This window comes from Sorangium sp. So ce375 (genome assembly GCF_051473855.1).
Lineage (GTDB): Bacteria > Myxococcota_A > Polyangia > Polyangiales > Polyangiaceae > Sorangium.
In genome coordinates, this window is the sequence record NZ_CP150335.1 from 415457 (window position 1) to 430647 (window position 15191).

At 71.8% G+C, this 15191-nt stretch carries 8 protein-coding genes; 5 read left to right on the top strand and 3 right to left on the bottom strand.

Annotation, left to right across the window (positions count from 1 at the left end; genetic code table 11):
• The first annotated feature begins 16 nt into the window (after positions 1-16).
• Entirely contained in the window at positions 17-859 is an 843-nt protein-coding gene (locus WME90_RS01580) for an OB-fold protein (RefSeq protein ID WP_437279272.1), read from the top strand.
• Between the two features lie 745 nt (positions 860-1604).
• Positions 1605-2189: a hypothetical protein gene (locus WME90_RS01585; RefSeq protein WP_437279273.1), complete on the top strand. Its 585-nt coding sequence runs from the start codon at positions 1605-1607 to the stop codon at positions 2187-2189.
• Between the two features lie 258 nt (positions 2190-2447).
• On the opposite strand, the gene WME90_RS01590 is transcribed toward WME90_RS01585, so the two are convergent.
• Positions 2448-7166 (bottom strand): sigma 54-interacting transcriptional regulator, encoded by a 4719-nt coding sequence (locus WME90_RS01590; protein ID WP_437279274.1) that lies wholly within the window; start codon positions 7164-7166, stop codon positions 2448-2450.
• A gap of 12 nt (positions 7167-7178) precedes the next feature.
• Positions 7179-8108 carry a hypothetical protein gene (locus WME90_RS01595; protein ID WP_437279275.1) on the bottom strand — a complete coding sequence of 310 codons (930 nt, stop codon included), beginning with the start codon at positions 8106-8108 and terminating at the stop codon, positions 7179-7181.
• 322 nt (positions 8109-8430) lie between these two features.
• On the opposite strand from WME90_RS01595, the gene WME90_RS01600 reads away from it, so the two are divergent.
• The 3 genes from WME90_RS01600 to WME90_RS01610 all read left to right on the top strand — a co-directional run bounded on the left by WME90_RS01600 (position 8431) and on the right by WME90_RS01610 (position 11557).
• Positions 8431-9582 carry an alpha/beta hydrolase gene (locus WME90_RS01600; RefSeq protein WP_437279276.1) on the top strand — a complete coding sequence of 384 codons (1152 nt, stop codon included), beginning with the start codon at positions 8431-8433 and terminating at the stop codon, positions 9580-9582.
• 160 nt (positions 9583-9742) lie between these two features.
• On the top strand, positions 9743-10963 hold the full coding sequence (locus WME90_RS01605; protein ID WP_437279277.1) for a GNAT family N-acetyltransferase: 1221 nt from the start codon (positions 9743-9745) through the stop codon (positions 10961-10963).
• A gap of 75 nt (positions 10964-11038) precedes the next feature.
• Positions 11039-11557, top strand: coding sequence for a J domain-containing protein (locus WME90_RS01610; RefSeq protein WP_437279278.1), 519 nt, complete (start codon positions 11039-11041; stop codon positions 11555-11557).
• Positions 11558-11593: 36 nt separating this feature from the next.
• On the opposite strand, the gene WME90_RS01615 is transcribed toward WME90_RS01610, so the two are convergent.
• Entirely contained in the window at positions 11594-14908 is a 3315-nt protein-coding gene (locus WME90_RS01615) for a protein kinase domain-containing protein (protein ID WP_437279279.1), read from the bottom strand.
• Between the last annotated feature and the right edge of the window lie 283 nt (positions 14909-15191).

Sequence of the window (15191 nt, forward strand, 5' to 3'; positions counted from 1 at the left end):
GGGACGGGAGGAGCGCATGCGTAGCTGGATCGGGATCTCGCTGGCCGTGTCAATGTTCGTCATCGGGTGCAAGGGGAGCGAGCAGCGAAGCGAGGCTGTTGGGGGGCCCAGCGCGGCGCCGAGCAGCCCCCCGGCGGCCACGGCGAGCGTCGTTCCCGTAGCGCGCCCTCGCGAGGCATCGATCAAGGTCACAGCGCAGGCGCTACTCGATGTCTACCGTGACAACGAGGTGCGGGCGGACATGCTCTACAAGGGCAAGCTGCTCTATGTCAGTGGAACCGTTCAGTACATCGGCAAGACCGATGACGGTTCTATCACTGTGGCGATCGGAGAGGGCGATGTGACGGGCGGCCGTGTGTCCTGCGACGTGTCCGAAGCGCAGCAGCAAGACGTTGCTTGGTTGAACACCGGCAAGCCGGCCACCTTGCAGGGGCGCTTGACGTGGAGCGGGACAGGCACGTTCACGGGCAGAACAGCCAGGCTCGAAGCCTGCGAGATCAATCCCGTAATGCGGCTCTGTAAGCGACTGCAACCCGTGCTCGGCGCCAAGGGATGCAAGGTCGACAAGGAGACCGGGGACGCGTTCGGGCTGGCGTTCGACGTCGACAGCAAGACAGGCTTGTCCGCCGGGGGGCTCGGCTCATCCATTGTATGTGCGCACCCAGAAGGGGATGCGGCCGCGGAGCTTATCTATGACGCTGCGATGGCCGAGCTGTCGAAAAAGCCGGGGTTGACGGTCATTGGCTCGCGGAATGCGCTGTGCATCGCGGCGTTCGGGAACGAGGATAAGAGTGGGAAGGCCATCCCCGTGCCGGACGATATCCTGGACAAGGCGCGCGCGTTCTTCGCCTCGCTGTAGCGGAGGGCGGCGACATCCAGAACGGTACGCGACCCGCTCGACGTCGGCCGGAGACCGCGGCGAGGCCTGGGTGAGCGGCGACGGCTCGGTCACGGCCCCGGGTGGTGCGGTAAGTACCGCAGTCGCTTGCAAATGACCGCAGTCTGTGCACCGCCCAATGACCCCACTTCTGGCGTGGGCTGACGCAACGAGCGGACGTACTGAGCCCTGCCGTCGGGCTACTCGGACTGGACGGCACCATCGCCAGGCGTGGATCACGGCGCCCGCATCGGGGTTCGATCGCCGGCGCCTCGGCTCAGAACCTACGGCGATAGGCGCCTTTCTCGCACTGCGTGTGCCCTGATGTGCTCTGGAAAAACTGAAGGGGGATCCGGCAGTGGTTGCCGGGCGTGGGTAGTCTACCGCGGACGAGCGAGCTGGAGCGAACCGGCGGGACGGAAGTGTACGGACGGGACTGACACCCGGAGGGCCTGCTGGGCGAATCCCGGAGCTTGTGGCCCGGAGGCGGATAGCTGGACGCCCTCTTGACAGAACGGATGCGGTGGACAGCTTGCGCGGGTTCTGGCGGCTTTGGAAGCATACAATGGAATTGGGTCCCAGCAATCACGTGCAAGAGTGAAATCATGCCCCTCGATATCACTTTATCATCAATCGGAAAAATCGCTATTCGCCGACCATCAAGGTCGCTCTCGACGCAGCCAAGAAGGCTTGGGGACGCCGGCGTGAGCGTATAGTCGAGGAACAAATGATGACGCTGCTTCAGGTCATCGCTATCGCTAATAACGAAGATGCACTTGCTGAAGCAGAGGCGTTCCTGACGCAGGGGGACCCAGCTGTCGATGACCTTCTTGCCGAATGGCAAGATGCAATTATCGACGCGACCTTGCCGCAAGCTCGCCTGTTTCTCACGCTTCTGTTTGCTCGATATATGGTCGACAAACAACAGGCTGACCCGTTTCTTCGCCGCACAGGCAAGATGCTGCGAGATATCGATAATCCTGAGATTGAGAGTCTTACGCTCCTCCTCTCCGCGGTCAAAAAGGCAGACAAGGGACTTCCTGTCCGCTTCGTATCCGTTGCGGAAGGACGAACGCTCATCGTTGCGAACGATGGAACGACGTACGAAGCACACAAGTTGGACGCCAGAGCCGCGGCACGAGTTCTCGGTTCAGCGAGGCTCCTAACCTTTGAGAGGGACAATATACCATTGCACGATGACCTTGCGGTGACGAATCTGGAAAAACTCTGCTATGTCTTCGGGCGAAAAATGGATAGAGTCAATCTTGTTCCAGCCGGGCGAACCGGCATCCAATTCGATGCAAAACCCTGATCGTGACAACGCGATCTGGTGGCAACTACGGACCGCCTCGCCGGACGTGTGGGAATGCCTTGGCCCTGCGAGTAGAAATGGGCTTGGGACTTGTTCATGACCCAATCCTAGTGCCGATCCGGCCCCGAGCTCCGCGGTGGACCCACCGCTGGACCCAAGCCCCTGCACGGCCCCAGCCACATCGGCCGGACCCTGCTCTACTTCTCCAATCCTTCCGCCAGCTTCACCGCCGCGCCCCGCCCCGGGCGCGGCCCCGCCTCACTGGATCCCGTACTCCTTGAGGCGCCGGTAGAACGTCCGGCGCGGCAGGCCCACGACCTGCGCCGCCTTTACCCGGTTCCAGTTACAGCTCGAGAGCGCGACCAGGATCCGCTCCCGCTCGCTCGCCTTGTGCGCGTCGAGCGACGTCTCGAGGCGGTGCGGCTCGCTCGACGGCGGGGCTCGGCCCGCGCTCGCGGGCGCGCCGCCGGCGAGGGGCGCTCGCGGCGGGGGCGCGACGCCGCCGTCAGGCGAGCCCCGCAGCGACCGAGGCGCCGCGTCGGGGAGCTCGAAGTCTTCGCTCTCCAGCTCGGGGCGATCCGACAGGACCCACGCGTTGAGCAGCACGTTCTCGAGCTGCCGTACGTTCCCGGGCCAGCTGTACGCCGACAGCCGCTTCAGCGCAGCGCGGGACACGCTGCGGCGATCGCGGCCGTAACGCGCGGCGAAGATCCCGAGGAAGTAGTCGATGAGCAACGGGATGTCCTCGATCCGCTGGCGCAGCGACGGCACCCGCACCTCGACGACGTGCAGCCGGTAGTAGAGATCCTCGCGGAACGTGCCCCGCGAGACCATGTCGGCGAGATCCCGGTGCGTCGCCGCGATGACGCGCGCGTCGACCGGCTCCTCGCGCGCGCCGCCGACCGGACGGACGACCTTCTCCTGCAGCACCCGCAGCAGCCCCGCCTGCATCTTCTGCGGCATCTCGCCGATCTCGTCGAGCAGGATGGTGCCGCCGGTCACCTCCCGGAAGAGCCCCTTGCGGTCCCGATCGGCCCCCGTGAACGCGCCGCGGACGTGCCCGAAGAGCTCGCTCTCCAGCAGGTGCTCCGGGATCGCCCCGCAGTTGACGCCGACGAACGGCTTCTTCGCTCGCGGGCTCGCGTTGTGGATCGTCCGCGCGACGACCTCCTTGCCCGTCCCGCTCTCGCCCGTGATGAGGATCGGGATGTCCGTGTCCTTCACCCGGTCGATGAGCGCGTACACGCGGCGCATCGCCTCGCTCGTGCCGACCAGGCCCTCGTAGCCGAAATGGCCGCGGATGACGGCGCGCGCCGAGCGCAGATCCCGCCGCGTCGCGGCCAGCTGCGCGGTGCGGTGGCCGAGGAGCTCCTCCAGCTTGGCGCGCGCCGCGCGCAGCTCCTCGTTCGTGCGCTCGAGCTCGCGGGCGCGGCGCTCGTTCTCGCTCACGAGGCGCGCCGTCTCGATCGCGATCGCCACCTGGTCGGCCAGCGCCGTCAGCGTCGGGAGCTCCACCTCGAACTTCGCCGCCGCGCTCAGCCGGGTCTCCAGGTACAGCGCGCCGATCACCTGCCCGCTCCGCTGCCGGATGGGCACGCACGCGACCGACTGCAGCATGAGCTGGTGCACCGAGACGTAATCGCTCATGCGCGCGTCGTCCCGCGCGCTCGCGGTCACGACCGGCTCGCCCGTGGAGATCACCCGCTCGGCGATCGAGCTGGAGAAGCGCGCGTGCGGGTCGTCCCCCGCCTGATCGCGCGAGGCGTGGATCGACAGATCCCCCGCGCCCTCGTCCGCGGCCGGCTGCGGCTCGTCGCGCGGCGGCCGCTGCAGGATGATGAACCCGCGCTCCGCCTGGAGGAGCGCGATCGCGTGATCGGTCACCTTCGCGAGCAGGCGCGTGAGATCGTGCTCGCCCGCGATCGCGCGGTTGATCTCGAGGACCCGCGCCAGCCGGTCCTCGCCCTGCGGGGCCGCCGCGCCCGCCGCGGACGTCGCGCCCGCCGCGCCGGCCGGGGTCGCCGCGCCGGCCGGGGTCGCCGCGCCCGTCTGGGCGAACGGCACCGTGCGGCTGCTCATCAGCTCGAGCATCGCGGCGGCGCGGATCTCCTTGCGCCGCGCGTCGTTCCAGAAGACCTCCCGCAGATCGCGCGGCAGCTTCGAGGCGATCTCCTCCAGCGTGATCAGCGCCTCCTCGCGATCGTGGCGCGCCCGGATGAGGTGCCCGCGCTCCGTCTCGAGCTGCGCCCTCGCCTCCAGCGCGCGCCAGATCCAGTCGCGCTGGCCCGCGACGCGCGCCGCCTCGAGCGCCTCGTCGTACGCCGCCCGCGCCCGCCACTCGTCGCGCGCGAGCGCCGCGACGCGGCCGCGCGCGAGCGCGAGCAGCGCGCGGTGGGCGCCGGTCGTCCCGAGGCGCTCCGAGGCCACGTCGATCTCCTCGCCGAGGGTGCGCGGGTCCGCGCCGGCGCGCGCCGCCGCGAAGAGCACCCGCTCGAGCCGCGCCTCGACCCCGTCGATCCGCCGGCCCATCGCCTCGTACGCCTCGGCGCACTCGAGGCAGAGCCGCTCGGCCTGCTCGAGATCGCCCGAGCGCGCCGCGTGCTCCGCCTCGAGCGCGAGCAGCTGGGGTTGCTGCTGCGGCGCGAGATCCGCGCGCTGGGCGGCGAGCGCGTCGAGCGACACCCGGGCCCGCGCGAGCCGCCCGAGGTAGAGGTCGAGGTTCGCGAGGTTGAGCAGCGCCTGGCGGATCGTCGCCACGCGGCCCGAGCGCCGGCCCAGGTCGACGGCGGCCTCGAGGTGGCGGATGGCCGCGCCGAGGTCGCCCTGGAGCTTCGTGAGCGCGGCGAGGTTCAGGCGGGTCGTCGCGAGCGTGCCCGCGTCGCCGGCCTGCTCCGCCGCCGTGAGCGCCTCCTCGTAGACGGCCTTCGCCTCGCTGAGGCGGTCGTCCCGCTGGAGCGCGAAGGCGAGCGAGACGAGCGCGACCGACAGGATCCTCGGCTCGCCCGTGAGCCGCGCGAGCCGGACCGCGTGCTCCAGCGTGCGCTTCGCGTCCTCGTGCCGCGAGGCGAAGCTCTGCGCGAGCCCGCGCGTCGCCACCGCCTCGGCGACGATCGCCTCGGGCGAGGCGCCGAACGCGGCGGCCGTCGGGAGCTCGGAGCGCGACACCCCGGCGAGCTCCGCCTCGATCTTGATCGGGCCCACCCGCTCCACGGCCTCGCCCGCGCGGCGCTCCGCCTCGCCGTAGTCGCCGGCGCGCACGAGCGCCCGGGCCATCTGCAGCGACCAGAACGCCGCCAGCGCGTGATCGCCCGAGGCCTCGACCTGATCCTTCACGCGCCCGAGCTCGGCGAGCGCCCGCGCCGTGTCACCGCGGTTCATGGCGAGCCGCGCGCGCGCGATCGTCAGGGTGGGCACCACGGCGGGCGAGCAGTCGCCGTCGTACCGGCCGAGCGCCTCGGCCGCCGCGTCGAAGTGGCCGCGATCGAGCAGCCGGTGGATCTCTGGCGGCGGCAGCGCCGCCTCCTCGGCGCCCGCGCCGCCCGGACCGGACGCCACCGCGCTCGTCGGGGGCGCGTCGAGCAGCCGATCGACGTCCTCGGTCGACGCGACGGGCGCGCGCGCGATGCGCGCGACGATCTCGCGGATGCGCCCGGGCCACCGCCCTGCGCGGGAGACGACGTGCGCCGCCACCGCGTCGCTCAGCGATAGGATCGTGCGCTGCACGAGCTCGCGGGCGACCTGCTCCTCGAGCGGCGCCATCTCGAAGCGCTCGAACCCGCGGCCCGGGCGCGCTGGTGAAGGCGCGCCCTGCGCCCGGTCCGCGCCGCCCTCCGGCGGATCTCCGAGCACGAGCACGAGCTTGCCGCCGGCCTTGCGCACCTCGTCGAGCCGCTCGAGGGCCGCGTCGCCGAGCCGGTCGGCGTCGTCGACGAGCGCCGTCACGCGGCCGAGATCGTGGTCTGACAGCTCGATCGAGAGCGCCTCGCGCGGGTCTGCGACGCGGGCCGCCTCGATCCACGCGACGGCGTAGCCGCCGACCTCGAGCGACCACGCGATGCGCCGGAGCAGCGCGCTCCGCCCGGAGCCGCGCGGACCGTCGATCGAGAGCCCGCCGCCCGCCGGCAGCGCCATGATCTGCGCGAGCAGCCGCGTGGAGGGCGCGTCCAGCCCGACGATCGGCCAGACCACGGCGCCCGCGTCCGCGTCGGGCCTCGCGGCCGCCTCGCCCGGCCCGGAGGGGAGCCGCGCCGCGCGCCGGAGCGCGTTCGCGAGCTCGTCGGCGCTCGGGTAGCGCGCGTTCGGGGCGTCGGCGGTCGCCCGGTCGACGACGACCTGGAGCGCCTCGACGACCTTCGGATCGCGCTCGCCACCGCTGTCGCGGAGGGCCTCGGCGAGCGTCGCGCCGAGCGCGAACACCTCGGCGCGGACGGTGAGCGGGTCGCCCTTGAAGAGCTCCGGCGCGGCGTAGCGGGGCGTGAGGCCCATGGGCCGCGAGCCGTCGTCCCGGAACGGCGCGGCGAGGCCGAGGTCGACGAGCGTGGCGCGGCCGCCCTCGCCGACGATGATGTTCGCGGGCTTCACGTCGCCGTGCAGCAGGAGGGCGCGGTGCAGGCGCGTCAGCTGATCGGCCGCGTCGGCGATGGCCGCGAGGTTCCTGGCCAGGTCGCCCTTGCGCGCGAGCAGATCGGCGAGGCTCGTCCCCTCGACGAGCTCGCGCACCATGAAGGGCCGCCCCGACGCGGGCAGCCGGCCGAAGCGCAGCACGCGCGGCACGCCGAGGCCCTCGACGCCCGACAGGGCAGCCGCCTCGCGGACGAGCGCGAGCACCTCCGGCTCGTCCGCGTCCTCGCCGAGGGTCTTCAGCGCGACCGTCTTGCCGGTGATCCGGTCGCGCACGGCCCACACCTCGCCGCCGCCGCCCTTTCCGAGCGCCCCGATCGGCTCATAGCGCGGGGGAAACAGCGGACGTAACGTCACGTCATCCCTCGATCAGAGGCCATACCCCGCGGACAGCCCGAAGAACAAACCCGTGATGGAGAAGCCGGCGTCGAGCCGCGTCTGCAGCTGCTTGATCGGCTTGTACCGGAAGCTCAGCTGCGGGAACGAGAGCCACGGGAACACCGTCGGCTTGGATCCTCCGTTGATCCAGCTCGGCTCGTCGTAGTCGCCGAAATGGTCGTTGGAGCCGTCGCAGAAGCCGCCGATCGGACCGGGGCACTTGTTCCAGGAGCCCACGTCGTCGGGGTCGAGGCGCGCCGCGTTGTCCGGGAACGCCTGCGCTCGGTAGAGGTTGCCGAAGACGACGCCGATCCCGACGCCGCCGCCGATCAGCAGGGAGAAGCGGCCCTTCTCCTTGTCGAGCGGGATCTCGTAGAGGAGATCGGTCGTGAAGTAGACGAGCTTCATGCTGCTCGACACCATCTCCCAGGCGTCGTTGCCGTCGTTCTTCCCCTTGAAGAGGAAGGGATCCATCGAGTAGTCCGCGTAGGAGATCGCCAGATCGATCTCGAGCCCGTCCCTGCGCGTCGAGAGCTCCGGGCCGAACGTGAACACGTTCACGGTCGAGCCGCCGTCGGCGAAGAGGTTGATCATGGCCTTCGGCACGATGAGGTTCCGGAACCGGAGCCCGGCGAACCGATAGGTCTTGCCCTCCCTCTCGAACGGGGCGTTGTCATCCGTCGCCTCGGGCGCCGACTCCTGCGGCTTGTCCTTGTCGCCGGATGCCTTGTCGTCCTGCGCCTTGTCGTCCGTGGCTTGCTTCTCGGCAGCGGGGGAGTCGTCCGCGTTGCTGTCGGAGCCGTCCTTGGGCTGCGCGCTGGCGCTCGACGAGAAGCACACGGCGCCGAGCAGCGCGGCGAGCGCGACAGCCCTGGCGTGCACCCCGACCGCGAGCTGCCGACCCATCTTCAAGTGGTACATTGTAGGTCACCTAGCGATGCGTAAGGTCAGGGCCGGGCTCCGGCGCCCACGGAACGGACGCGCCGAGGCAAGACTGGAGGTCTCCGCGCGCCCGGTGGACCGGGCACCAGCCGACGGGAGGGTACACGAGACGCAGCGCCGTGTGACGCCTGCGGACCGCCCATGGCGGAGCTTTTTCCACGACGTCGCGCCAGAGCGCGCCCGCCCGTGATCAGCGTGGGGGGCCGTGCGACGTCGCCGCGGCAAGGCCCCGCGGCGGCAGCATCCCCGGCGGCTCGAACGAGGTTGCGCACAGCAAAATAATCCGCAATAGACGGAAAGGATGATCCTGCATCAGGCCCAGGTCGAGCAGACGGTCGACCGCGATGAGCGGGACAGGTTCATCAAGGAGCTCGTGGTGGTGCGGGTCCGCAGCACCGCGCACGAGTCCCCGCCGGCGAGCCGTGGGATCGAGGGGGCGCGCGCGCCGGGGATGGAGGACGCGGACGCGGAGGTCCACGACGTGCCGCTCGCGATGATCCGGAAGCGGAGCGCGCGGCTCCGGAGCACGGTGGCGAGCGTGCTGCTGATCCACGGGTACGGCCAGAACCGGTACATCTGGCACCTGCCGTCGCGGAGCTTCTCGAACTACCTGGCGCGCGCGGGATTCGACGTCTTCAACCTGGACCTCCGGGGCCACGGGCGGTCGCGGCACCTCGGGGCGCGGCGGCCGGCGCACGTGACCGATTTCGTCCGCGAGGACGTGCCGGCGGCGATCGAGGAGATCCGGCGCATCTCGGGCCCGCGGCCGGTGTACCTCATCGGCCACTCGCTCGGGGGGCTCGTCAGCTATGCGACGGCGCCGACGATGGGGGACGCGGTCGGCGGGATCGTCACGCTCGGGAGCCCGTACCTGTTCACGCACGGGTCGCGATCGCTCGCGCTGCTCGGCCGGCTGATGTTGACGGTCGACCGGCGCGTCCCGCTCGGGCAGGGGGCGCTCCCGCTGTCGGCGTGGGGCGAGCCGTTCCGGTTCGTGCGGGCGTTCGTCGAGAGCCCGATCTTTCCGCTGCCGATCCGGGGGTTCGTGCCTGGCTCGATGGAGACGCGGGTGCTCACGCAGCACATGTCGCTCGCGATGGACAGCGGCAGCATCACGGTGCTCCGGAACATGTTCCTGGACGCGGCGGCGTCGCGGAAGAGCGGGCACCACATGGGGAGCCTGTTCGGCTACGCCGAGCGCTTCGAGCACCTCGACCTGCCGCTCCTGGTCATCGCGGGCAGGCACGACGACCTCGCGCCGCCGGCGTCGGTGAAGCCGGCGTACGATTTCAGCCGCTCCTCGGACAAGACGTACCGCGAGTTCCCGCGCGGCCACCTCGACATCGTCGTTGGCCGGGACGCGCCGCTCACGGTGTGGCCGCTCATCGAGGCGTGGCTGAAGACGCGCATCCGTCGGGCCGCGGCGAGGGAACGGGACCGGCTGAGCGCGTAGGCTCCCGCGAGGACCCCGGCGCGACGACGGGTGGAGCCTCTCCTTCGCCTCTCGACGTTGACGTTGCGCTCTCCGCCCTCCGCGGCGCTCGGAGACGCTCCGGCCGCACCTCCGTAGACCTCCGGTCCGACGCGCGCCGCTCCTTTGCTATCGTGGCCCGATGAACATCGAGCTCCGGCAGCTGGGCCCCGAGCAACAAGGCGAGTTCGTCGCTCCCATCCTCACCGCCTTCGGCGCAGCCGTGAACCTCGAGCGCCTGGAGGCGATGAAGCGGATCAAGGAGCTCACCTCGCGCCTCGGCGCTTATGACGGCGAGTCGCTCGTCGGTGCCGCCGGCACGTTCTCGTTCACGATGACCACGCCGGGCGGCGCGATCCCGGCCGCCGGGCTCACGGGGGTCGGGGTCATACCGACGCACCGCCGCCGCGGCATCCTCACGCGCCTCATCCGGCGGCACCTCGAGGAGGCGCGGGCCGCGGGGCAGCCGATCTCCTCGCTCTGGGCCACGGAGGGATCCATCTACGGCCGCTTCGGCTATGGCATCGCGTCCCAGTCGTGCTCCATCTCGATCGAGCGAGATCGCACCGAGTTCCGTGGTGAGGCGAGCGCGGAGGGCCGGGCGCGGCTGCTCGGGGAAGCCGAGGCGCTCGAGGCCTTCGCGCCGGTCTGGGAGCGCGCGCGTCCGCTCGTCCCCGGGATGCTGGCGCGGTCCGAGCCATGGTGGCAGGGCCGGCGGCTCAGCGACAACGACTTCATCCGTCAGGGGGGCGGCCCGCTCCAGCGCGTCGTGATCGAGGTCGACGGGCGCGCCGAGGCGTATGCGCTGTACTGCGTGCACCACCGGTTCGACACGTCCACCATCCCGGTCGGCTCGGTCCGCGTCATCGAGGCGATCGGCGCCACGCCGCTCGGGACCAGGCTCGTCTGGCGGTACCTCTTCGACATCGACCTGGCGCAGCGGATCGAGGCGAGCCTCCTGCCGCCCGATCACCCGCTCGGGATGCTCCTTGTCGAGCCGCGGCGGCTGCGCCTCACGGCGAGCGACGGGCTGTGGGTGCGCATCGTGGACGTCGAGGCCGCGCTCGCGGCGCGCGCCTACGGCAGCGGCGAGGCGCTCACGCTCGAGATCGCCGATCGCGATTGTCCCTGGAACGCCGGTCGGTTCCGGCTGCACGGGGGCGAGCGGCGCGCCACGCGGACGACGGCGGCGCCGGATCTCCGCCTCGACATCACGGCGCTCGGCTCGGCGTACCTCGGCGGCGTCTCCTTCCAGTGCATGGCGGACGCGGGCCAGATCGAGGCGCTCTCCGGAGGCGCCGTCGAGCGCGCGGACAGCCTGTTCCGCGCCGCGCGCGCGCCCTGGTGCCCCGAGATCTTCTGAGCTGCCCGCGCGTGCCCGGCGCTCGGCCGCGCCGCCGGTCGCCGCGCTGGCCGATCCGTGGCAGCGTCGGCGGCGATGACGCTCCCGCTCCGCGGCGCGTACGCGGTGACGCCGACGCGGCGCCGCCGCTTCCTGTGGGCCGCCTGGTGGACGGCCGAGCCGGTGCGCGAGCCGTTCCGCCCGCCGGACGCGAGCCAGGGCGGCGCGCGGACCGTCGAGGAGGCGCGGGCGCAGGCCGAGCGCGCCGCCGGCCGCCCGCTCGTCGAGATCGCGCCGGCGTGGGCGACGGCCTGGACGCGCGTGCTGCGCGGCGAGCCCCCCTGGCCCAAGCCGCGCGCGCGGCGGGACGCGCCCCCGCCGCCTCCCGGGCCGTCGAGCCGCGCCCCGTCGCGGCCCGCGTCCGCGCGCGGCGTGTCGCCGTTCGCGGTGCTCGGCCTCGCGGAGGCCGCGAGCGCGGACGAGATCCGCCAGGCGTTCCGCCGGCTCGCGCTCGTCACGCACCCCGACCGCGGCGGCGACGCCGGCGAGTTCATGCGCGTCAAGTGGGCCCACGATGAAGCGATGGCCAGAGTCGCGCGGCCCAGGCGGCGGTAGCGGCGCTCCGGGGTCTGTGGGCGACGCGATCGAGGGCTAGCGCGCCGCGGCGAGCTTTCCCGCCTGGTCGAGGAGCGGCGCGTACTCGCGCGCGAGCAGCGGGTTGTCGCGGAGCGCCTGTTCGAGCGAGGCGTCGGCGCGCCGGGCCAGATCCAGGCGCGCCGCGCGCTCGCGCTCCACCTTCGCCCTCAGGAGGAGCAGCGCGCCCTTCCTGGCGTTCGCCAGCGGAAAGCCCGGGTCGATGGCCAGCGTGCGATCGATCAGCGCGAGGCCCGCCTCGACCTCCGAGCGCACGTCGAGGAGGCCCGGCCCGGTCAGGGCGGCGCGCTGCCGGTGGACCTCGGCCAGGGTGCCGTAGGTCCTCGGGTTGCCCCCGTTCGCCTCGAGGGCGCGGAGCAGCGAACGCTCCGCGGCGTCGAGCGCTGCCGCAGGGCTCCTGCCGCGGGACGCGGCCCACCGCGCCGAGAGCAGCTCGATTTGCCCGAGCGCGAGGAGCGCCCCCGCGTGGCGCGCCCTGGCGGCCACGATGGGCTCGATCGCGCCCCTCGCCGCGCGGAGCGCGCCCGTCGGATCCTGGCCCTGGAGGAGCGCCCAGTGCGCCGCCTCGATGCGCGCGAGGCCCGCCCCCAGCTGCGCCTCGAGGTCGTCCGGGTTGAGGTGCGCCGCCGCGCCGTACGCCTCGAGAGACCGCGCGAGCGAGACCTCCGGGCTCCTGCCGGCGAGCCGCTCGTGCCGGCCCTGGACCAGGTAGGTCAGGGCCAGGTTGTTGTAGGCGCGATAGCTGTCCGGGCGCCGTCGGAGCGCCGCCTCGAGGCTGTCCTTTGCCACGTCGAGCGACTCCTCGGGAGACGCCCCGTGGTCGAGCTCGTACTGCGCGCGCCGCGCGTAGATCCAGCCCTGGTTGAGGAGCGGCGGCATGTCGTTCGGCGCGATCTCGATGGCACGCTCGGCGAACGACGCGCCGAGCTCGAAGAGGGGGAGGGGATCCGCGCCGCGGGACGCGGCGTACTCGGCCATCATGCCGTAGGCGATGGCGGCGTCGTTCCACGCCCAGAAGGAGTTCGGGTCGAGGGCGAGCGACCGCTGCGCGCTGTCGACGGCGCGGCCGAGCGAGGGCCACGCGTCGAGCCCCACGGCGCTCTCGTGCGACGCGAGGAGGAAGAAGCTCGCCCCCATGGCGCCGTATGCGGTCGCGTCGGACGGGTCGCCCTGGACCGCTTGCTCGCTGGCTGCGACCGCCTCGACGAGGTCCGACCTCGGGTCCACGCCGCGCGACAGGTCGCGCCTGGCGCGGTGCACGAGCGCCCAGGCCTTCTTGGCGAGCGCGCCGCTCGCCCGCGGGTTGGCGCGGAGCGCCCTGTCGCACCGGGCGATGATCTGCGCGACGACCTCCTCCGCGTCCCCGCCGCGCTGCGCCTCGATCAGCATGATCTCGCTCAGGGCGCGCGCGGCCGCCTCGTGGACGTCGGGATCGCTCTCGGCCATCTCCGCCGCGGCGTCGTACGAGGCGACGGCGCCCCAGAACTCGACGAGCGCCGCCGCGTGGTCCCCGAGGTCGCGCGCCGCCGTGCCCTTCGCGAGCAGGACGTCGCCCTCGAGCTTCTTCGCCTCGTACTCCCAGGGCGATCGCGCGAACGAGAGCCGCGCCTCGGCGAGCGCCTCGTCGAAGCGCCCCTCGTAGAGCGCGATGAGCGCCACGGCGTACGAAGGCGGCTCCGCGGCCGATCTCACGCTGTCCCGCAGGTACCTGATCGCCGGCTGCTTGTGCCGCTCCTCGAGCTCGAGCTGGTGCGCGGACCGCTCCCCCTTGTCGGCGAGGCGCCGCGCCCGATCGAGCCCCTTCAGGTAGAGCATCCCGTGCACGAGGCCCGCCGCGAATTTCGCCTCCCGCGCGGAGTACCCGCTCGCGATCGCCGCCTCGAGGTGCGCGAGCGCCTCCTCGGGCTCGTGCAGCGCGAGGTGCCCGCGCGCGAGCGCGTAGCGGCCAGGGCCCTCGACGAGATCGCCCGCGGTCTCGCGCATGCCGTGCATCTTCCGGTCGATCTCGCCCATGCGCGCCCGGATGACCTCCTTCTCCCGCGACACCTCGTGGAGGGGGAGCGCGTAGGCGTAGCGCATGAACAGCTCCATCTCCTTGACGTCCTGACCGAAGCCCTCGGCCAGGGACGCCACGCGCGCGGAGAGCTCGGCCTGGCGCGCGGCCGCGAGCCTCGCGCGGAGGGCGACGGCGCCCGACAGCGCGAGCACGACGAGCGCCACGACGGCCGCCGCGACCGCGCGCTTGTGCTTCCTCGCGCGCTTCAGGGCGCGGTAACCGATGCTCGGGGGCCGCGCGTCGATCGGCTCGCCCTCGAGGTAGCGCTCGAGATCGAGGGCGAGCATCTTCGCGGAGTCGTACCGCCGCTGGGGCTCCTTCTCGAGGCACTTCATCACGATGGTCTCGAGATCGACCGGGATCCCCTTGTCGACCTTTCGCACCGGCACCGGCCGCTCGTGCTCCACCCGGGCGACGAGGCTCGTCACCGACGCGTCGACGAACGGCGGGCGCCCGGCGAGCACCTCGTAGAGCGTGGAGCCGAGGCAGTAGACGTCCGTGCGGCGGTCGAGCTGGCGCTGGCCGCCGGACACCTGCTCCGGCGCCATGTACGCCGGCGTCCCCTCGCCGCCCGTCGTCGCCCAGCCATCCGTCGCGGTGTCCCTCGCGAGCCCGAAATCGAGGAGGTAGGGGCGGAAGGCGCCCTCGGCGGTCCGCTCCACAAGGATGTTCGCCGGCTTGATGTCGCGGTGGATCAGCCCGAGCCGGTGGGCGGCGTGCAGGCCGTCCGCGACGTCGGCCACGATCTTCACCCGCTGCTCGAGGGACATCTGCTGCGCCACCCGGTGGAGCGGCTGGCCGTCGATGTACTGCATGGCGATGAACGGCTGGCCCTGCGCCTCGCCCACCTCGTACACCTTGCAGACGTTCGGGTGCTCGACCCGGGCCTGGGCCCGCGCTTCCCAGATGAAGCGCTGCGCGAGCTCCGGATCGTTGCCCCGTATGAGCTTGAGCGCCACGTACCTGTGGAGTCGCGGGTCCCTGGCCTTGTAGACCGTGCCCATTCCCCCTTTCCCGACGAGCGACTCGCACTCATACCGATCCCAGTCGCGGATGGGAAACTTGCTCGGCACGCGCGAGGAAGGCGGCTCCACGCACAGGAACACCGTCTCCTGCGTGGCGCCCGAGCTCCCCGGCGGGGCGGAGCGGGGCGACCTGCCCTGCGGTGCGAGCGGGACGGGGCGGGACGTGGGCGCCTCGCTCGCCGATCTCGCGGCGTTCGCGCTCTCCGGGCCCGCTCTACCCATTCGGCTCATGACTCGGACCCTTTTCAACAGCGAAGGTGGAGCCGCCCAGCGCATGGCCTCGAATCGCCATCATCCCGGACCGCCTGGCCGCCTGCCAGTGAGCGTCTCGCTTCGGGCGTGAGGTACGAGCGATATGGCAAAACTGTCGCCCAACGGTAAACCTGAGTTTACGTCCATGTCAACACCCCGAACGGGGCGTATCGCCGTGCCCAGCGCTCGGTGCCCTGTTCCCTGTAATGTTCCAGGAGGGGGCGAGGGTGCGATGCGCTCCACGCGAGGATGTGCGTGTGCC

Excerpts from the sequence above, each read along its gene's own strand:
- WME90_RS01580 (WP_437279272.1), top strand. The coding sequence starts at position 17 with ATGCGTAGCTGGATCGGGATCTCGCTGGCCGTGTCAATGTTCGTCATC.
- WME90_RS01610 (WP_437279278.1), top strand. The coding sequence starts at position 11,039 with ATGACGCTCCCGCTCCGCGGCGCGTACGCGGTGACGCCGACGCGGCGC.
- WME90_RS01595 (WP_437279275.1), bottom strand. The coding sequence starts at position 8,108 with ATGTACCACTTGAAGATGGGTCGGCAGCTCGCGGTCGGGGTGCACGCC.
- WME90_RS01615 (WP_437279279.1), bottom strand. The coding sequence starts at position 14,908 with ATGAGCCGAATGGGTAGAGCGGGCCCGGAGAGCGCGAACGCCGCGAGA.
- WME90_RS01605 (WP_437279277.1), top strand. The coding sequence starts at position 9,743 with ATGAACATCGAGCTCCGGCAGCTGGGCCCCGAGCAACAAGGCGAGTTC.
- WME90_RS01600 (WP_437279276.1), top strand. The coding sequence starts at position 8,431 with ATGATCCTGCATCAGGCCCAGGTCGAGCAGACGGTCGACCGCGATGAG.
- WME90_RS01585 (WP_437279273.1), top strand. The coding sequence starts at position 1,605 with ATGATGACGCTGCTTCAGGTCATCGCTATCGCTAATAACGAAGATGCA.